17 protein-coding genes are annotated in these 17,345 nt (G+C 60.6%); 9 read left to right on the forward strand and 8 right to left on the reverse strand.

Features of this window, described 5'->3' with window-relative positions; genetic code table 11:
* Positions 1 to 17 precede the first annotated feature (17 nt).
* The 3 genes from ectB (at position 18) to LPB19_RS04570 (ending at position 4,047) form a co-directional block, all read left to right on the forward strand.
* Positions 18 to 1,286: a diaminobutyrate--2-oxoglutarate transaminase gene (gene ectB, locus LPB19_RS04560; protein WP_206644927.1), complete on the forward strand. Its 1,269-nt coding sequence runs from the start codon at positions 18 to 20 to the stop codon at positions 1,284 to 1,286.
* Between the two features lie 52 nt (positions 1,287 to 1,338).
* Complete coding sequence (locus LPB19_RS04565) at positions 1,339 to 2,793, forward strand: aspartate kinase (RefSeq protein WP_206644928.1); 1,455 nt, start codon at positions 1,339 to 1,341, stop codon at positions 2,791 to 2,793.
* A 252-nt stretch (positions 2,794 to 3,045) separates the two neighbouring features.
* Positions 3,046 to 4,047, forward strand: a complete 1,002-nt coding sequence (locus LPB19_RS04570; protein ID WP_206644929.1) for a sigma-70 family RNA polymerase sigma factor — start codon at positions 3,046 to 3,048, stop codon at positions 4,045 to 4,047.
* Positions 4,048 to 4,093: 46 nt separating this feature from the next.
* Here LPB19_RS04570 and LPB19_RS04575 read toward each other — a convergent pair whose 3' ends face one another.
* The 5 genes from LPB19_RS04575 to pdxH are packed head-to-tail and all read right to left on the reverse strand — an operon-like array spanning position 4,094 to position 6,867.
* Entirely contained in the window at positions 4,094 to 4,546 is a 453-nt protein-coding gene (locus LPB19_RS04575; protein ID WP_206644930.1) for a DUF3429 domain-containing protein, read from the reverse strand.
* Positions 4,543 to 4,848: a DUF6482 family protein gene (locus tag LPB19_RS04580; protein ID WP_206644931.1), complete on the reverse strand. Its 306-nt coding sequence runs from the start codon at positions 4,846 to 4,848 to the stop codon at positions 4,543 to 4,545. Before LPB19_RS04580 ends, LPB19_RS04575 begins: the two co-directional genes overlap by 4 nt.
* 57 nt (positions 4,849 to 4,905) lie before the next feature.
* Entirely contained in the window at positions 4,906 to 5,487 is a 582-nt protein-coding gene (locus tag LPB19_RS04585) for a DNA-3-methyladenine glycosylase I (RefSeq protein WP_206644932.1), read from the reverse strand.
* A gap of 17 nt (positions 5,488 to 5,504) precedes the next feature.
* Complete coding sequence (locus LPB19_RS04590; RefSeq protein WP_206644933.1) at positions 5,505 to 6,263, reverse strand: 4'-phosphopantetheinyl transferase family protein; 759 nt, start codon at positions 6,261 to 6,263, stop codon at positions 5,505 to 5,507.
* Positions 6,232 to 6,867, reverse strand: coding sequence for a pyridoxamine 5'-phosphate oxidase (gene pdxH / locus LPB19_RS04595; RefSeq protein ID WP_206644934.1), 636 nt, complete (start codon positions 6,865 to 6,867; stop codon positions 6,232 to 6,234). The genes LPB19_RS04590 and pdxH overlap by 32 nt, the downstream gene beginning before the upstream one ends.
* A gap of 224 nt (positions 6,868 to 7,091) precedes the next feature.
* Between pdxH and LPB19_RS04600 the strand changes: the two genes are divergently transcribed.
* Together LPB19_RS04600 and LPB19_RS04605 are read left to right on the forward strand one after the other, a co-directional pair.
* The gene (locus LPB19_RS04600; RefSeq protein ID WP_206644935.1) at positions 7,092 to 8,378 is read left to right on the forward strand and encodes a sensor domain-containing diguanylate cyclase; all 1,287 of its coding nucleotides are present in this window, start codon (positions 7,092 to 7,094) and stop codon (positions 8,376 to 8,378) included.
* 85 nt (positions 8,379 to 8,463) lie between these two features.
* Positions 8,464 to 11,175: a DUF748 domain-containing protein gene (locus tag LPB19_RS04605; protein WP_206644936.1), complete on the forward strand. Its 2,712-nt coding sequence runs from the start codon at positions 8,464 to 8,466 to the stop codon at positions 11,173 to 11,175.
* Here LPB19_RS04605 and LPB19_RS04610 read toward each other — a convergent pair.
* Entirely contained in the window at positions 11,156 to 11,995 is an 840-nt protein-coding gene (locus LPB19_RS04610; protein ID WP_206644937.1) for a substrate-binding periplasmic protein, read from the reverse strand. The two genes, LPB19_RS04605 and LPB19_RS04610, sit on opposite strands and share 20 nt — an antisense overlap.
* Before the next feature lie 105 nt (positions 11,996 to 12,100).
* Here LPB19_RS04610 and yfbR point away from each other — a divergent pair, with 105 nt between their 5' ends.
* A complete protein-coding gene (yfbR, locus tag LPB19_RS04615; RefSeq protein WP_206644938.1) occupies positions 12,101 to 12,694 on the forward strand; it encodes a 5'-deoxynucleotidase in 594 nt (197 codons plus the stop codon).
* A gap of 23 nt (positions 12,695 to 12,717) precedes the next feature.
* Here yfbR and LPB19_RS04620 read toward each other — a convergent pair whose 3' ends face one another.
* Together LPB19_RS04620 and LPB19_RS04625 are read right to left on the reverse strand one after the other, a co-directional pair.
* Positions 12,718 to 13,752, reverse strand: a complete 1,035-nt coding sequence (locus LPB19_RS04620; RefSeq protein ID WP_206644939.1) for an SPFH domain-containing protein — start codon at positions 13,750 to 13,752, stop codon at positions 12,718 to 12,720.
* Positions 13,753 to 13,754: 2 nt separating this feature from the next.
* On the reverse strand, positions 13,755 to 14,213 hold the full coding sequence (locus tag LPB19_RS04625) for an NfeD family protein (RefSeq protein ID WP_206644940.1): 459 nt from the start codon (positions 14,211 to 14,213) through the stop codon (positions 13,755 to 13,757).
* A 252-nt stretch (positions 14,214 to 14,465) separates the two neighbouring features.
* Between LPB19_RS04625 and LPB19_RS04630 the strand changes: the two genes are divergently transcribed.
* The 3 genes from LPB19_RS04630 (at position 14,466) to LPB19_RS04640 (ending at position 17,333) form a co-directional block, all read left to right on the forward strand.
* Positions 14,466 to 15,281, forward strand: a complete 816-nt coding sequence (locus LPB19_RS04630; protein ID WP_206644941.1) for an SDR family NAD(P)-dependent oxidoreductase — start codon at positions 14,466 to 14,468, stop codon at positions 15,279 to 15,281.
* 109 nt (positions 15,282 to 15,390) lie between these two features.
* Positions 15,391 to 16,497, forward strand: coding sequence for a GGDEF domain-containing protein (locus tag LPB19_RS04635; RefSeq protein ID WP_206644942.1), 1,107 nt, complete (start codon positions 15,391 to 15,393; stop codon positions 16,495 to 16,497).
* Between the two features lie 53 nt (positions 16,498 to 16,550).
* The gene (locus LPB19_RS04640) at positions 16,551 to 17,333 is read left to right on the forward strand and encodes a class II glutamine amidotransferase (RefSeq protein WP_206644943.1); all 783 of its coding nucleotides are present in this window, start codon (positions 16,551 to 16,553) and stop codon (positions 17,331 to 17,333) included.
* The last annotated feature ends 12 nt before the right edge of the window (positions 17,334 to 17,345 follow it).

A 17,345-nucleotide genomic window follows, 5' to 3' on the forward strand; every position in this document is an offset into this window, starting at 1 on the left:
TGCTAAGAGGCAAGACAATGGAAATTTTCAAGTCAACTGAATCTGAAGTACGTGTATACAGCCGTGCCTTCCCGGTGATCTTCAACCGTGCCAAAAACGCGCACCTTTACGCCGAAGACGGCACCGAATACCTCGACTTCCTGGCCGGCGCCGGTTCCCTGAACTACGGCCACAACAACGACATCCTGAAGAAGTCACTGCTTGAGTACATCGAGTCCGACGGTGTGTCCCAGGGTCTGGACATGTTTACCACCGCCAAGCACGACTTTATCGAAGCGTACAAGACACACATCCTTGAGCCCCGTGGTCTGAACTACAAAATGCAGTTCACCGGCCCGACCGGTACCAACTGTGTGGAAGCGGCCATGAAACTGGCGCGTAAGGTGAAAGGCCGTAGCGGCATCATCTCCTTCACCAACGGTTTCCATGGTGTGACCATGGGCGCGGTTGCCGCGACCGGTAACAAGCACCACCGTGGCGGTGTTGGCACTCCGCTGGGTAACGTCGACTTCATGTTCTACGACGGCTACCTGGGTGAAGACGTCGACAGCCTGGCGATCATGGACAAGCTGCTGAGCGACGGTTCCTCCGGTGTTGAACTGCCGGCGGCTGTGATCGTTGAAGCCGTGCAGGGCGAAGGCGGCCTGAACGCGTGTCGCGCCGAGTGGTTGAAGGGGCTGTCCGAGCTGTGCAAGAAGCACGACATCCTGCTGATTGTTGATGACATCCAGGCGGGTAACGGTCGCACGGGCGAGTTCTTCAGCTTCGAATTTGCCGGCATCAAGCCGGACATCGTGACCGTCTCCAAGTCCCTGAGTGGCTACGGCCTGCCCATGGCGCTGGTGCTGTTCAAGCCAGAGCTGGACGTGTGGGGACCGGGTGAGCACAACGGTACCTTCCGTGGTAACAACATGGCGTTCATCACCGCCCGCGCCGCCATCGAGACCTACTGGAAAGACGACGCCTTCGCCAACGAAGTGAAGGCCAAGACCAAGGTACTGGGCGACGCCCTGCAGGCGATCTGCGACAAGTACCAGGGCCAGTTCAAGATGAAAGGCCGTGGCCTGATGCGTGGTATCGAGGCGAAAGACGCGGATATCACTGGTCCGATCACCAAGCGTGCCTTCGAGAAGGGCCTGATCATTGAGACCAGCGGTCCGAATGATGAAGTCATCAAGTGCCTGATGCCGCTCACCACGTCCGAGGAAGACCTGAAGAAAGGTGCTGCTATCCTTGCAGAATGCGTGGATGAAATCATGCAGGAAGGAATCAGCAAGGCGTCTTAAGACGCCTTGTTTTTCCACTCCACTCATTTCTGCAGTTAGCGAAGGCAAAGGTATGGCGTCTCAACAACATACTGTCGAAAAAATCGGCGGTACCTCGATGAGTAACTACGAGGCTGTCCGCGATAACATCATTATTGGTAATCGCAGCAAGGACGACCTCTATCAGCGGATTTTCGTGGTGTCGGCGTACGGCGGTGTCACCAACGAACTGCTGGAACACAAGAAAACCGGTGAGCCAGGGGTCTACGCCCTGTTCGCCGACGCAGAATCGGACTGGGCCTGGGGCGATGACCTCACCAAGCTGGTCAAGCTGCTCACCGACATCAATGGCGAACTGTTCGAAGATCCGATGCTCAAGCAGCAGGCGGACCAGTTCATCACGGACCGGATTGAAGGGGTGCGTGGCTGCCTGATCGATCTGCAGCGTCTTTGCTCCTATGGCCAGTTCCAGCTGGAAGAGCATCTGCTGACCGTGCGCGAAATGCTGGCAGGGATCGGCGAGGCTCACAGCGCTTTTAATACGGCGATGAAACTCCAGCAGGAAGGCATCAACGCGCGGTTTGTCGATCTGACCGGCTGGCGCGACGCGGAGCTGCTGCCGCTGGACCAGAAGCTGAAGCAGGCGTTCGATGCGGTCGACCTCAGCCGCGAGCTGCCGATTGTGACCGGTTATACCCAGTGCAAGGAAGGCCTGATGCGTACCTTCGACCGGGGGTACAGCGAGATGACCTTCAGCCGGGTGGCGGTGATCACCGAAGCCCGCGAGGCGATCATCCACAAGGAATACCACCTGAGCTCCGCCGATCCGAAGATCGTTGGCGAAGGCAAGGTGGTGCCACTGGGCCGGACCAACTACGACGTGGCCGACCAACTGGCCAACCTGGGTATGGAAGCTATCCATCCCAAGGCTGGCAAGGGGCTGCGCCAGAACGAAATCCCGCTGCGGGTGATGAACACCTTTGAGCCGGAGCACACCGGTACCCTGATCACCGGCGATTACATCAGTGAAACGCCTCAGGTGGAGATCATTGCCGGCACCAAAGGCGTGTTTGCCGTTGAAGTGTTCGATCAGGACATGCAGGGCGAACCCGGCTCCGACCGCCGGATTCTGGAGATTCTGGGCCGCTTCAAGGTCCGGTTCATGTCCAAGGACACCAATGCCAACACCATCACCCACTACGTGGATGGCACCCTGAAGAACGTCAAGCGGGTGGTCAAGGCGCTGAAGGAAGAGTTCCCGAACGCCGAAATCAGCACCCGTAAAGTGGCGCTGGTGTCTGCCATCGGCAGTGACATGAAGGCACCGGACATCCTTGGCCGCTCGGTGAAGGCACTGGTCGATGAGGAAATCAGTGTACTGGCGATGCACCAGTGCATGCGTCAGGTGGACATCCAGTTCGTGGTCGACGAAGACCATTACGACAAGGCCATTGCCGCGCTGCATGCGGCGCTGATTGAGCCTCACAACCACGAATACGCGATCGTCGCTGCGTCGACCATCGGGTAACGGATTACCGGCAGGCGGAACCGGTCGCTCCGCCTGCGGGTAATGGAGGGAGTCTTGCCTCCAGATCGGGGCGTCCGGGTGGCCGGCCTGCAAATGCGGGTTTTTCATTCCGGACGCTGACCGATCACCCTTCTGGGTATGCCTGGCAGCTCTCTCCCACCCATATATTCCCTTCCCCTATCCCGTGTTGACGGGAATCCAGCCCCTGCCGATTGTCGTATCCTCTTTAAATTCCAGACTGGACCCTTAGCCATGCTTGAATCCAGAAGGCTGGGACCGTCTCCGACCGCGCCGCAAGACGGCGACAAGGAAACGCTGGTTGGGCTTTACTTCAGGGATGCGTCCCGGTACGAATTGTTGACCGACGAGGCGGAACGCCGCCTTTCCCGCAAACTGAACACCTGCTATCGCGTGGTCAGAGACGCGTCGGGCCTGCCTGACGATACCCCGTTGACCTACCGGACCGTCATTGGTGCACCGGATATCGACACAGTTGAGTCGTCCGTGCGGATGCGGCGTGCCCTGCAACTGGCCAGTGCCTGCCGCCGGAAACTCATCCAGAGTAACCTGCGTCTGGCCGTGCACATCGCACGGCGCTACAGCCAGCAGGGCATCGCCATGTCCGATCTGATCCAGGACGCCAACGTGGGGCTGATCAAGGCCGCCGAGCGGTTTGATCCGAGCCGGGGTTTCAAGTTTTCCACCTACGCTTACTGGTGGATCAGCGAGGAGGTTAAGCGGTGCCTGCAGCGCGGAACCCGACTGGTGCACACGCCGGAAAACGTGGTGGACGAGATTCGTCAGCTGCACAAAGTGTCGTTGCGCATGCACCAGAGTCTGGGGCGTGTTCCGTCCCAGGCCGAACTGGCCAAGGCGATGGAGGCGTCGCCGTCACGCATCAACGAATTGCGGGCGCTGGCGCTGAGAGAGATCTCCACCGATACGCCACTGGTCGCTGATGGTTCTGTCACCCTGGGCGATAGCCTGGCTGCTGAAGAGCAACTGGTGCCGGAGCAATCCATGGCCCAGCGGGATCGTCGCCGTGCTCTGGACTCCATGTTCATCGAGCTGACAGACCGGGAACAGGCCATATTATCTCGCCGTTTTGGCCTGGGCTTGCCGGCACCGGAAACCCTTCAGGTGATCTCCGATGATATGGGTATCAGCCGCGAGCGGGTGCGTCAGATCGAGAAGCTCGCTCTGAAGAAACTCCAGAGTCTGTTCCACGATGCCGACGAGGTGTTTGGGGGATAGGAAGGAAGACAACAAGGAGGTATATGGGTGGCGGCGTCTGACGCCATCAGGCGCCGCTGCTGAAATACCAGATTCCGACCACGATCTGACACAGCACAACCACGGCCGTGAGCAACAACCTCAGTTTGAGGTACCACCCGGGCCAGTAAATCCGCATCCACTTCACATCGACCACATACAGCGCCACGAACGCGGCGGTGTAGATAAAAATCTGCACGCCTACCGGTGGAATCAGCCCCAGGCCCGCGACCAGAAAAAACACCTGGCTGAGCACCATGGTCACCACCGGCGACTGTGGATAGCTGCGATCCCCCAGTTGCATGGCGATGGGCCAGTAGACCCCGGCCATGAACGCCAGAATGCCCGCGCTGTAGAGGTAGAACCAATGCAGCACCAGTTCCCGTGACTGAGGCATCAGGTAGAGCGCGAGAACGGCCGACAGAAACGGGATCAGTCCCGCCAGCCCGACCATTACCGCCAGACGCGAGACCGCGATCATGGGCGCTCCTTGCGAACGCGGATCCGAAGCGGTTCGACCTGGTCGGCAGGCATACCGACCATCTCATGGTAGGCCGAGGGATGGACAATCTGGGTCTCGCGGATGCTCAGGCTACCCAGCGTGTCCTGGGTTTCCCAGGCGCTGCGGAACAGCCGGGTGCTTCCAGCCTTGTCCGACAGCAGGTAGATCTGATCACTGATGGTGAGTCGAGCCATGTAGTGTTGGCCCTCCAGCGACACGATCTCCAGCAGATCGATGAGGGGCTCAGCCTGTTCTCTCAGTTCTTCTAGGGTGATTCTCACCGTGGTGTCCCGCAACGAGTATGTTTCGTTCACATACGACCCGGGTACCGGTAAAGATCATTGGCCGAGGGCGCGACACACCTGATGCTGGGGGCATCTGACCAGGTGGTCGTTGACCATTCCTGTTGCCTGCATGAAGGCGTAGACGATGGTCGGGCCCACAAAGGTGAAGCCTGCGTTCTTCAGCGCCTTGGACATGGCCTCGGCTTCCGGGGTGGTGACGGGCACCTGCTCGAAGTCTTGCCAACGGTTCTGAATCGGTGCGCCATTGACGAAGGACCACAGAAAATCGGCGAAGTTTGTGCCTTTTTCCCGAAGTTCCAGGAATCCGCGCGCATTCTTTATGATCGATTGGACTTTCAGCCGGTTCCGGATAACCCCGGGATTGGCCAGCAGTTCCGCGACTTTCTGATCGTCGTAGCGGACGATGCGTTCAGGATCGAAGCCGTCATAGGCCGCCCGGTAGGTTTCCTGCTTCCGAAGAATGGTGAGCCAGCTCAGCCCGGCCTGCTGGCCGTCCAGGCAGAGCTTTTCAAACAGCGCCCGCTCGTCCCATTCCGGGCGGCCCCAGACGGTATCGTGGTAGTGGACGTAGAGCGGATCGGTGCCACACCAGGGGCAGCGCTGGCTATCGGACATGATGGTGCCTCATCGATTCAGGACTCTCTGGGTTGGATGGTCTGTCTTAAAATCGGTGTCGCGCCGTCCGGTTGCCTCTGACAGGAATCCAGACGGAACTCCGGGCCGGGCGGGTCGGCAATGACCACGTCCGGTTCGCCGGCGGTGGCTTGGTGCCACACCAGAGTGGCGAGACAGTCGGGTAACTCAACGATGCTGGCGTGCCAGCCGGGTTCGTCCTGATCCCCCACAAGCTCGAACTCCGGCAAAACCTCCAGGGTTTGCAGGTTGCCGGCAATGCCGCGGCCAGTGGCCTTCAGCCAGGCTTCTTTCAGGGTCCAGACTTTCAGAAAGCTGAACACGTCGTTCTCGGCCAGTAACCAGGACTGTTCCCTCGGGCTGAACCAGCGCTTAACAATGGCCTGCCACTGGGGGCGGCGCTGCAGGGGCTCGATATCCACGCCAATCGGAAAACCGTGGCTGATGGCGCAGGCCGCCGTGCCCTGGCTGTGGCTCAGGGACAGGCGCCAGCCTTCGGGGGCGGCGGACCGAACCGGCCGCCCGTCCACCGGTCGGCAAGCCTCCACGGGGAGCTGGCTCGCCGCCGACAGCGCTTGTCGGATCAGCCATCGACTGAGCAGGAATTCATGACGTCGCGGCCCGGTCAGGCCCGACAGGGTTGTGTGCTCGTGACCCGTCAGCCAGTTCGGCGGCGCGGGCACGCTGGGTTCACCGCCGCGACACAGCCAGAGGATTGGCGCGGAATCAGGGTTGCAGGCGCTGGATGAGCCAGCCATCGCCATCCCTTACGTATTCAAAACGGTCGTGAAGCCGGCTCGGCCGACCTTGCCAGAATTCGATCCGCTCGGGCCGGACCCGGTAGCCGCCCCAGAAGCTGGGCAGCGGTATTTCGCCGTCGCTGAATTTGCGCTTCATCTCAGCCACCTTCTGCTCCAGCAGACCCCGGGAGGTGATGGCTTTGCTCTGTTCCGACACCCAGGCGCCAATCTGGCTGCCCCGTGGGCGGGAGGCAAAGTAACGCAGGGATTCCGCTTTGCTGATCTTTTCCACCTTGCCCTGAATGCGGACCTGGCGGTTCAGGCCAATCCACGGAAACAGCAGCGCGGCCTGGGGGTTTTGCTGCAGTTCGTGGGCCTTGCGGCTGCTGTAATTGGTGTAAAACACGAAGCCGTCGTGATCGAAATACTTCAGCAGCACGGTGCGCAGGTTGGGCAGGCCATCGCCGCCGCTGGTGGCCAGCGACATGGCATTGGGTTCGAGCAGCTCGGCTTTGCGGGCGTCTTCAAACCAGAGCTTGAACTGCCGGATCGGATCGTCGTCCAGTGCATCACGGTCGAGGCCTTCGCTTTCGAAATCCCGACGCATATCGCCGATGTCCATAACCTCTTCCCTCTGATCAAGAATCTGTCGTCAGTACGAGCGCAGAGCATATCGGGTTCAGCGGGCCCTGTCAGGGGGCTGCTGGCGCCCGTGGTTACAGAATAACAACAAATCCGGCAAGGCCCGTGCCGGGTTGTTGCGTATCTCTGCAGACATAAGTGGCCGCCCCGCAAAGGGATTGCCACAGCGATCCCGCAAATCGAATTCGCAGAGAGGTCAATACGATGTTGGCGGACTATGACGCGTCGCTGGTGGCGGCATCCTTCGTGGTGGCAGTGCTGGCGGCCTATACCGCACTGTATTTCGGAACCCGGCTGAACAAGGCGTGGGGCAGTGATCGCCGACGTTGGCTGCTGGGCGGCGCCTTGGTGATGGGCTCCGGTGTCTGGACGATGCACTTCGTCGGTATGCGGGCCATGCCCATGGACGTCGCCATGTCCTTCGATACCCTGATGACTGCAATTTCCTGGCTGGCGGCCGTTTTGGCCTCCGGGGTGGCGTTGAATATCATCAGTCGGGCGCATCTGGGCGCTCCGCTGTTTGCCGTTGCCTCGATCACCATGGCCGGCGGGATCGTGGTGATGCACTACCTGGGCATGTACGCGATGCGAATGTCTGCGGCCCCGGTCCTCCATCCGGGCTTTCTGGTGCTGTCGGTGGTGATTGCGGTACTGGCGTCCGGTGCTGCCCTGGCCATCTGTCGCTACCTGCGCAATCAGCAGGGCGCCCGGGCCGTGTTTCTCCAGCTGGGGGCGGCGTTGGTCATGGCCGCCGCCATTTGCGGTATGCACTATACCGGCATGCTGGCAATGGTGTATCCGCAGGGGGCGGTGCCGGCCACGGACAACGGGCTGACCGGCCAGTGGATGGGCATTCCCCTGGCGGTGGCCAGCGTCTTATTGCTGGCGGTCGCGCTGGTGGTCACCATTGTGGATGTGGGTGAGCGCCGGGCGCTGGAGCGCCGCAGGGCCGCAGAAGACCGCCGGGTTGAGCGGATGGCATTCAGGGACTCGCTGACCGGGCTACCCAATCGTGCCGGTCTGGAGCAGACCCTGCTGGACATCCTGGCGCAGGATCCCGAACACAAGCGGCATTTCGCACTGATTTACCTGGACATGGCGAATTACCGCGAACTGACCAGCCAACTGGCGTCGGACGCCATGAATCAGGTTATCCGCGAGGTCAGCCAGACGCTCCAGGAGTATCTGCCCGGGGCCGCCTATCTGGCGCGCTATTCCAACACCGCCTTTGTCGTGCTGTTGCCGGATCACCACAAGGCCGATTATGGCTTCCTGTACCAGCGTCTGCGCCGGCTTGATGACAAAATGACCGCGGCCGGCACGGCGATTACCTGGCGTGCCGGGCAGTCCGTGTACCCGGTCACCGGGGCGTCCAGCCGTAAACTCATTCGCGCCGCGATGTTGCCCAGGGCGCTGGCGGACATCGGCCATTTCGACAATGTGGAGGTCAGCCCGTCCGTGACCCTGCCCGGGCAAATGAGGCTTAGCTGACAAACGGGTGCCTTGGCGGCTATTCTTGTCACAAGGCACAGGCCACGGAGGCCTTGGGCTCAAGTGTTTAAAAGGAGAGAACGCTGTGGCCGAAAGCCGAAAACAAACTCGCTGGGGGCGCCTTCTGCTCACTGGGCTGGCCGTTCTGGTTCTGCTCTATGCCATCGCCGGTTTTTTTATCCTGCCCTGGTGGGCGCAGAAGACCCTGCCGGAGCGGCTCAGTGAGCATCTGGGCTGGCAGGGCAGCGTTGAAAACGTGTCCATCAACCCTTTTACCCTCAGTGTCGAGGCGCTGGGGCTGTCGGCTGAGGACGGTCAGGGCGAGAAGGTGGTCGGCTATGACCGCCTGTTTGTGGATCTCAACTTCTTTCAGCTGGTGCAGGGCATCATCGGGTTCGAGGCCATCCAGGTAACCGAACCTTTCATCCGCGTGGATCTGCTCGAAGACTATTCGATCAATTTTGCCCGCGACTGGCAAAGCCATAATCCGTCAACCGAGCCGGCACCGACTGATCAGGACATCCCCCCGCCCCGGCTCTATTTCGGCCAACTGGTGGTCGAGGGCGGTGAGTTGCTGTTCCGGGACTTCAGTCGCCAGCAGCCAGCAGAGTTCCTGATTACACCGCTGGATCTGAATCTGCGTGATCTGGCCACCTGGCGTCGTGAGGGTGTTGACAGCAGTTACAGCCTGACCGCTGCCCTGGGCGATGATGTCATCGAGTGGCAGGGCGACCTGAGCGTGGTGCCACTCGCGTCGCAGGGCTCGCTGACTATCAGTGGCCTTGGTTACGAAACCATCAAGCATTTCCTCGCCCCCTTTGTGCCCTACGACCTGCGCGGCGGCGTGATCAGCCTGAGTGCCGACTACACTCTCGCCGGTGGCGAAGTGCTTGAACTCGCGGCCAGTAATGGCGTCCTGGAGCTGGAATCCCTGGCCCTGGCACTTTCGCCTGACGCTGAATCTCCGGCCCTTGCCACCGACTCCTTCAAAGTGGATGGAGTGGCTTTTGATCTCGCTGGTCGGGAAGCGGCCGTAGGCCAGGTCAGCATCACCGGCCTTGAGGCCGCGCTGGCGCGGGATGAATCCGGACAGATCGACTGGCTCGCGCCGCTGTCCGCCGGTGACGAGTCCGGCCCGTCGGCTGCCGAGGACTCGTCGACCGGGTCGGCAGCAGTGCCGTTTCGCTGGTCGGTTCAGGGCATAGCCCTGACCGACAGCCGGGTGTTGTGGCGGGACGCCATGTTGCAGACCCCCGCCGAACTCGCGCTGGAGCAGATTTCCGTGACCACCGGAGAGCTGTCCCATCAACTGGACGAACCGGTGAGCTATCAGGTGCAGGCAACCCTGGCCAGCGGTGGCGGATTGTCGCTGGATGGCCAGGTGACCCCCGCGCCCTTTACCTTCGAGGGGGCGGTATCGGTTGCTGGCCTGGCGCTGAAAGCACTCAGCCCCTATGTGCAGCAAAACGCCAATCTGACTCTCTCCGGCGGGATCCTCAGCGTGGATGGCAATCTCGATCTGGACGGTCAGCAGGAACCCCTCACCGGCACCTTCAGCGGCACGGCGGAAGTGGCGGATCTGGCCGTTACCATGCCGAACCGGAAGGGCGAGCTGCTGACCTGGCGTGCACTGCGCCTGGCGCCCATCGAATACAACGTGAGCCCCGCGCGCCTGGAGATCGGTACGGTCACGCTCTCACAACCCGCCATGAGTCTGGTTCGCGCGCGTGACGGAGGGTTCAATGTCGCTGCCATAAACCGAGGTCAGGGTGGCTCGGCGCCTGCGGCAAAGGATGCGGGCGCGGCCGAGGGCGATCGCCCGGATTTCATCTTCCGGATTGGTCAGTTCATGCTGGAAGAGGGCTCTGTTGACTACACCGACCGCTCGCTGGAGCCCGCGGTGACCACGTCGATGGAACAGGTGTCCGGCTCCATCACTGGCCTCAGTAATATCGCGCCGCAGCAGGGCAAGGCCAGCCTTCAGGGGCAAATCAACGAAGTGGCGGATCTTGAGTTCAACGGCACCATCGGGACACTCGGTGCCGACTCCACCAGTAAGCTGACGCTGACGGTGGATGGCCTGTCACTGCCGCAGTTGGCGCCTTACTTCCGCCGCGGCCTTGGCTACGAGGTCGACAGCGGAAAAATGAATCTGGATCTGGATTACACAATCACCGGCACCGAGCTGGATGCCAACAATCACATTGTTCTGGACCGGCTCGAACTCGGGCAGCCGGTGCCCAGCGACGATGCGGTGGATGCGCCGGTGGCCCTGGGCCTGGCCCTGCTGCGTGATGGCGATGGTGTGATTGAACTGGACCTGCCGGTCAGTGGTGATCTGAGCGATCCCAGTTTCAGTATCCGGGAGGTGATGAGATCGGCGCTGGGGAACCTGTTGGTCAAGACCGCGGCGGCACCGTTTACCATTCTCGGTTCCATTGTCGACATCGCCGGTTTCAGCAGTGAGGAACTGGGTCTGGTCAGTTTCGAGGCCGGCAGCGCCGACTTGGCCAGGGCGGAGCAGGAAAAGCTGGCTGCCCTCGCCAAGGGTCTGAATGACCGTTCCGAACTGGTGCTGAATATCCGCGGTGGCGTCGCGCCAGAGGTGGACGGTGAGCGACTCTCCTCCGACGAACTGGGCAGCCTGGCGGCACAGCGGGCGCAGGTGGTTCGTCGTGTGCTGGAGGAAACCCACGGCGTCTCCAGCGACCAGCTTTACCTGCTGGATGCCTCCAATAATGCCACCGCAAACGAGGCGGGCCTTGTAAGCATCGAGCTTACTCTGGACGCCCGCTGACCGCCGCTCGCTGGCCGGCCAGATTGTCCGGCAGTTGCAGGCCCCATTTGCTGACCAGTTCGGCATAGGAGCCATCGGCGATTAGCGGGCGGAGCAGACCGAAAACCTGGGCCGCGGTCAGTGGGCTGTCCTTGCGTGCAACGATTCTCAACACGTAGCGCTGGTCGGGTTTCTCGGAAATCAGCAACGAAGGCCCGGTGCCATTTTTCTGTGACCAGTGGTTGTGCAGAAACGACCGGTTGATGATGGTGATTTCAGCCACCGACGGACGGTCGGCTTTGATCAGTTGCAGGCTTCGATTGTGGTTGTCGGAAAACTCGATCTTGAAGCGCTTCTGGAGTTCCTCGGGATCGGTTTCCCGGTCGGCAAAACCATAGTGGTAGCCGGACATGGCAATGATGCTCCGGCTGGCGATGTCGTCGAAAAAGGACTGACCCCGGCCGGGCTTGTCCAGGGCCACGTACACCTCTTCCTCCACCAGAATCGGTTCGCTGATGCTGGCCGCGCGTGTTGCCCAGCCCCAGTCGGCACTTTCAAACAGGATGACGTCATACAGCCCGGCTTCGAAGTCCAGATACCGGCGTTTCGGCGAGGTGTGGAAGATCCGGATATCGAGGTCGTCGTGGGCGGCTTCGAGGGCGGGGATCAGATCCCCCAGCAGGCCTCTGGGCTGCTTGTTGTGATCGACATCTGCGATGGGGGGAAAGTGATAGGCGCCAAAGGTTATCACCGTGTCGGCGTGCGCCATGGATAACGAGCCGTCCAGCAGGAATGCGGCGAGCAGGGCCAGCTTACATAAATACTGCCTGCTTACTGACATCAGGGCGATTACCTTTGAAAAACCTCTAACTTCTGGAGCCTAGCACCGACATCGTTCACTATGAATAACTGAATTATAAAACTGTGCAAAATGGGAATAAGAGCCATGGGCCACGCTGTCAGCCACTTCTTTGCCTACGTGTCACGCCTGCGCTGGATCAAGCGCTGGGGCCTGATGCGCAACGCCATTGAGGAAAACGTCGCCACCCATTCCTGGGAAGTGGCGACCCTCGCGCATGCCCTGGCACTGATCCGGAACCGCCACTTCGGCGGGCAGGTCAATGCCGACCGGATTGCTGCTGCCGCGCTCTACCACGACGCTACCGAAGTGATCACCGGCGATATGCCGACACCGGTGAAATACCACTCGAAAGTCATGCGGGAAGCGTTTGGTGATATCGAGCACAAGGCCGAAGTGGAGTTGCTGGCCCTGTTGCCGGACGACCTGCGGGACGATTTTGCGCCTTACGTCAGGGAATCGCGGCTGCCGGCGGAAGACAAGGAACTGATCAAAGCGGCGGACCGCCTGTCAGCGTTGCTGAAGTGTCAGGCCGAAATCCGGGCCGGTAACCCGGAGTTTGAGCCGGCGGCCCGGCAAATCCGGGCGCGCCTGGAACAGGAGGGGTTGCCGGAAGTGGGCTATTTCCTCAAGGTGTTTGCGCCCAGCTATGACAGCGCCCTGGACCACCTTCTGGAGTAAGCCCGCGTTCCGGAAGTGCCGGATCAGGCGTCGGCAGCCGAGCCGAGCACGCCGGCGCGCAGGCCGTCGCGCTGCAGCGACTGACGCACCACATCTTCCGGGCTGCCGGTCAGCTCCCGGAACATGCCCATGGAGCCGAGCAGCGCCGAGGATTCGTAAGGCACGAAGATACGCTCGCCGTCCTTGGCCATGTTCGGCAATACCTTGATGTAGCTTTGTCCCAGCAGGTACCCGATAACCGTCTGCTTGTTCTGCTCGCTGTCACCCATGGCGCTGAGCACCAGGCGAATGGATTCCTGCTCGCCCTGGGCCCGCAGGATGGCGGATTCCTTGTCACCCTGGGCGTTCAGGATGGCGGACTCGCGCTGGCCCTGTGCCATGGCAATGGCCGCGGACTTCTCACCCTCGGCTTCGGTGACGGTGGCGCGCCGCTTTCGTTCGGCCGCCATCTGCAGGCGCATGGCCTCTTCCACCTCTTCGGGCATGCTGATGTCCTGCACCTCGACCCGGGTCAGTTTGACGCCCCACTTCGACGCCGGCTCTTCCATTTCGGCCTGAATCGCATTGTTTACTTCACTGCGGGACTCGAACAGCTTGTCGAGTTCCATTTTGCCCACCACCGAACGCAGGGTGGTCTTGGCCAGCACTTCCACCGCCTGACTCATGTTGGCCACCTCGTAAACCGCCCGGCGCGGATCGATGATCTGGTAGTACAGGGCGCCGTTGATTTTCACCGTCACGTTATCGGTGGTCACCACGGGCTGGCCGGGAAAGTCCATGACGGTTTCACGGCGATCAATCCGGGTTTCGTCGCTGGTAACCGGGTGGTAGTCCTCACCCATCCGCACATAGCGAATCATGGTGATCGGGCGAGGCCGCTCGATGAACGGGATAATGATGTTCACACCACTTTCCAGCACCCGGTTAAACGAGCCCAGGCGCTCGATGACCATGACCTCGGACTGGCGAACGATCACCAGGCCCTTGGCGATGATGAAAATGCCGATAACGACAAAAACCAGGCTGAGAACCAGCCCGGGTGTGATGAATGCTTCCATGTTTACTGCTCCGTGTTGTGGGTCGTTTCTACGATGGCGGTGGTGCCATCAAACTGCTGAAAGGTAACTTCGGTGCCTTCGGGCAGATCGGTCTGGCCGGTGCTTGCCACGCGCAGACGGTAGAAGTCACCGTTTACCTTGATGCCGGTGGCACCGTCATAATCCCGTTTCAGGGTGAGAAAGCGCTGATTGTGTTCCACACCGGTTCCGGTGGTGCCGTAGGCGACGCCCTTGGGCGAAAAGCGCGGACGGATCCAGCGGATGGCTACTGGCACCAGGATGCCGGAGGAAATGCCCATGGCCACCAGTTGCCACTCGAACGTCGCGCCAAGGAAGGACACCAGGGCCGTCAGCCCGGCGGCAACGCCCAGTGCCAGCAAGACCAGGACGCCCGAGGTGAGTTCGGCAAGGCTCAGCAACAGGGCAAGAATCAGCCAGAAATGCGTCAGGCTCCATTCCATAGTTTACGTCCAGTAATTCAGAGAGTTGGGCCGGGCCCGAGAGCCGACCACCGGGCTCCGATTGTATCCAAATCCGCCGGCGCCGTCCTTCAGTGACCGCACAGCCTTCCGGTTCTGTGGCCAAAGTCATATTCACGAGGAGGCTAATTGTTAAAGTGTTTGTTTTACTGAAGGAAGGCGGCGCCCGGGTTTGTTGCGTTTGAAGTGGGGCGATCGCTTATAACAATACAGTCAGCCAGGAGAACTGACGCTATGAAGGATTTGAACAACAAGGTTGCGGTGGTTACCGGTGCGGGGTCGGGTATTGGCAGGGCGCTTGCTCAGGCTTTGGCGGCCCGCGGATGCCGGTTGGCGTTGTCCGATGTCAGTGATACCGGATTGGCAGAAACGGTCAAATCGTTGGGAGAAGCCGAGGTTAAAAGCTACCGTCTGGATGTCGCGGACCGGGATGCGATCTACGCGCACGCGGCAAAGGTGCGCAAGGATTTTGGTCAGGTCAATCTGGTGATTAATAACGCGGGTGTGGCCCTGTCTGCCTCGGTGCGGGAAATGACCGACGAGGACTTCAAGTGGGTCATGGACATCGATTTCTGGGGCGTGGCGCACGGCACCCGCGCCTTCCTGCCGCACCTGATCGAATCCGGCGATGGTCATGTCGTCAACATTTCCAGTGTGTTTGGTCTGATTGGGGTGCCCAAGCAAAGTGCCTATAACTCGGCCAAATTCGCGGTGCGCGGCTTTACCGAAGCCCTGCGGCAGGAAATGAAGCTGGAGAAACAGCCGGTGCAAGTGAGTTGCGTGCACCCCGGCGGCATCCGTACCAATATCGCCAATGCCGCGCGCATGGGTAAGTCGGAGAACGCCGCAGGCCTGCGCAAGGGCTTTGACAAGCTGGCCCTCACCACGCCGGAGAAAGCCGCAGAGACCATCGTCAAAGGTATCCTGCGCAACGAATCCCGCATTCTGGTCGGGCCGGATGCCTGGGGCATCGAAGCCATCAACCGGCTGCTGGGATCGGCCTATCAGCCTCTGGTGGAACGTTTCTCGCGCAAGAATCTGTACGTATGACAACGTGATGGCCGGAGGCATCCGGCCATCACAAAACCGAATTGTCCTGTTGTCAGACAGGAAAAGCCGCCTATACTTGCGGTGACTCTACGGACAAGAACAGACCAGCATGGATACGCCGAACCAAATGGATTTGGGGGCTACCCTGGCGCACAGCCGCTCCGGCCTCAGGGACAGCCACCGCCGCTCACTGACGCGGCTGATGTTTACCGTGACCGGCACCGCTCTGACGGTGTTCGCCTGCCTGCAGCTGCTGAACGGCGCCTGGTGGGTGGGCGTCTGTGAGCTGCTGGCCAGTGCCACCTTGTTTGTCGGGGTTTGGCGATTAGAGGCCACGCCGCACCTGCAGCAGTGGATTTATCTGTACCTGGTCGCCCTGTTCTCGTTTTTTCTGGTCATCATGATCCTGCCCAACGCGTCGGTGGCCGCGTTCGTCTGGATCCTGATGATCCCTGTGCTGGCTTACCTGCTGCTCGGAAAGCGCGAGGGCCTGATCCTCAGTGTGCCGTTCATGCTGTTGGGCGGTTACTTTTACGTCCGTCACCTGGGAACGGTGGATAACCCCGGAATCGCCATTGATCTGCTCAACTTTGTGCTGTGCGCGTCACTGATGCTGGCGTTTGTCCACCTGTACGAAATTCGCCGGGAAGAGGCCGAAAACCGCCTGGTGACCATGGCCCAGACCGATGCCCTGACCGGCCTGCCGAACCGCAGTAACTTCCAGGAAACCCTGGCCCGAACACTGGCCGAGAGTGAACGCAGTGGCGCTGATTTTGCGCTGGTGATCATGGACATCGATCATTTCAAGCTGATTAACGATGCGCTCGGGCACGACGCCGGTGACAGGGTCTTGCGCCATATCGCCAGCCGCTTGCAGGAACGTCTGCGAGCAACCGACTTCGTCGGGCGCATTGGCGGTGAGGAGTTCGGCCTGATATTGCGCGGTGTCCGGCCGGCCCACGCGTTTGAGCTGATGGATGAATTGCGACAAGTCATCGCCGAGCGGGAAGTGCGTTACGGGGAGGCCCGGATCTGTGTCACGGCCTCGTTTGGCATTGCCCACTGGCCGGTGCACGGGCGAAGCGCAGAAACCCTGTTCAGCATGGCCGATCGTTCCCTGTACAAGGGCAAAACCTCGGGCCGCAACTGCGTCGTGTCGGCCGAACCCAAAGATACCTTCCATGCCAGGGACATTCTGGCTGGCGGCGCCGTCTGAATCCGGTACCCTTGAAAGCGATCCTGAGCTTTCTTGAATAACCGGACTGCGTTATGTGCGAATTGCTGGCTATGAGTGCCAATACACCCACCGACCTGTGTTTCAGTTTTACCGGGCTCACCCGCCGTGGCGGAGCGACCGGCCCCCATAAGGATGGCTGGGGCGTGGCCTTTTACGAGGGCCAGGGCGTGCGGGCTTTCCATGATGTCGATGCCAGCGCCAATTCCCGCATCGCGGAAATGGTGCAGACCCATCCGATCAAGAGTGAGGTGGCGATCTGCCATATTCGCCAGGCCAACGTGGGCAGTGTCTGCCTCGCCAACACGCATCCGTTCATTCGTGAACTCTGGGGCCGCTACTGGGTCTTCGCCCACAACGGCCAGCTGTCTGATTTCAAGTCCAGGCCGGGAATTTACGAGCCGGTCGGCAGCACGGACAGCGAAGCCCTGTTCTGCCAGATACTCAATCATCTGAGGGATCACTGCCATCGGGATTCACCGACCGAGGAACTGGTGGATCATCTGGTCCAGCTGTCAGCCGGATTTTCCCGTCTCGGTGTCTTCAACCTGTTGCTGAGTAACGGCGACTGGCTCTTTACCTACTGCAGCACCAAGATGGCCTGCATTACCCGCCGCGCGCCGTTTGGTCCCGCCCGGCTGCGGGATGCCGATGTGATCGTCGACTTCGAATCGGAAACCACGCCCGATGATGTGGTCAGCGTCATCGTCACCGAACCGCTCACCACCGATGAAGTCTGGGATATCTATCAGCCCGGGGAATGGCGCCTCTGGCGTCGGGGTGAAGCGATCATGCAGGGGCAGGCTGCTGAGCGCTGACGCCGGCCGGCC

It is taken from the genome of Marinobacter salinisoli (genome assembly GCF_017301335.1).
Lineage (GTDB): Bacteria > Pseudomonadota > Gammaproteobacteria > Pseudomonadales > Oleiphilaceae > Marinobacter > Marinobacter salinisoli.

Coding starts and splice junctions, on each gene's coding strand:
- LPB19_RS04630 (WP_206644941.1), top strand. CDS start 14,466: ATGAAGGATTTGAACAACAAGGTTGCGGTGGTTACCGGTGCGGGGTCG.
- LPB19_RS04610 (WP_206644937.1), bottom strand. CDS start 11,995: ATGTCAGTAAGCAGGCAGTATTTATGTAAGCTGGCCCTGCTCGCCGCA.
- yfbR (WP_206644938.1), top strand. CDS start 12,101: ATGGGCCACGCTGTCAGCCACTTCTTTGCCTACGTGTCACGCCTGCGC.
- LPB19_RS04565 (WP_206644928.1), top strand. CDS start 1,339: ATGGCGTCTCAACAACATACTGTCGAAAAAATCGGCGGTACCTCGATG.
- LPB19_RS04635 (WP_206644942.1), top strand. CDS start 15,391: ATGGATACGCCGAACCAAATGGATTTGGGGGCTACCCTGGCGCACAGC.
- ectB (WP_206644927.1), top strand. CDS start 18: ATGGAAATTTTCAAGTCAACTGAATCTGAAGTACGTGTATACAGCCGT.
- LPB19_RS04640 (WP_206644943.1), top strand. CDS start 16,551: ATGTGCGAATTGCTGGCTATGAGTGCCAATACACCCACCGACCTGTGT.
- LPB19_RS04570 (WP_206644929.1), top strand. CDS start 3,046: ATGCTTGAATCCAGAAGGCTGGGACCGTCTCCGACCGCGCCGCAAGAC.
- LPB19_RS04585 (WP_206644932.1), bottom strand. CDS start 5,487: ATGTCCGATAGCCAGCGCTGCCCCTGGTGTGGCACCGATCCGCTCTAC.
- LPB19_RS04575 (WP_206644930.1), bottom strand. CDS start 4,546: ATGATCGCGGTCTCGCGTCTGGCGGTAATGGTCGGGCTGGCGGGACTG.
- LPB19_RS04625 (WP_206644940.1), bottom strand. CDS start 14,213: ATGGAATGGAGCCTGACGCATTTCTGGCTGATTCTTGCCCTGTTGCTG.
- LPB19_RS04600 (WP_206644935.1), top strand. CDS start 7,092: ATGTTGGCGGACTATGACGCGTCGCTGGTGGCGGCATCCTTCGTGGTG.
- LPB19_RS04590 (WP_206644933.1), bottom strand. CDS start 6,263: ATGGCTGGCTCATCCAGCGCCTGCAACCCTGATTCCGCGCCAATCCTC.
- pdxH (WP_206644934.1), bottom strand. CDS start 6,867: ATGGACATCGGCGATATGCGTCGGGATTTCGAAAGCGAAGGCCTCGAC.
- LPB19_RS04620 (WP_206644939.1), bottom strand. CDS start 13,752: ATGGAAGCATTCATCACACCCGGGCTGGTTCTCAGCCTGGTTTTTGTC.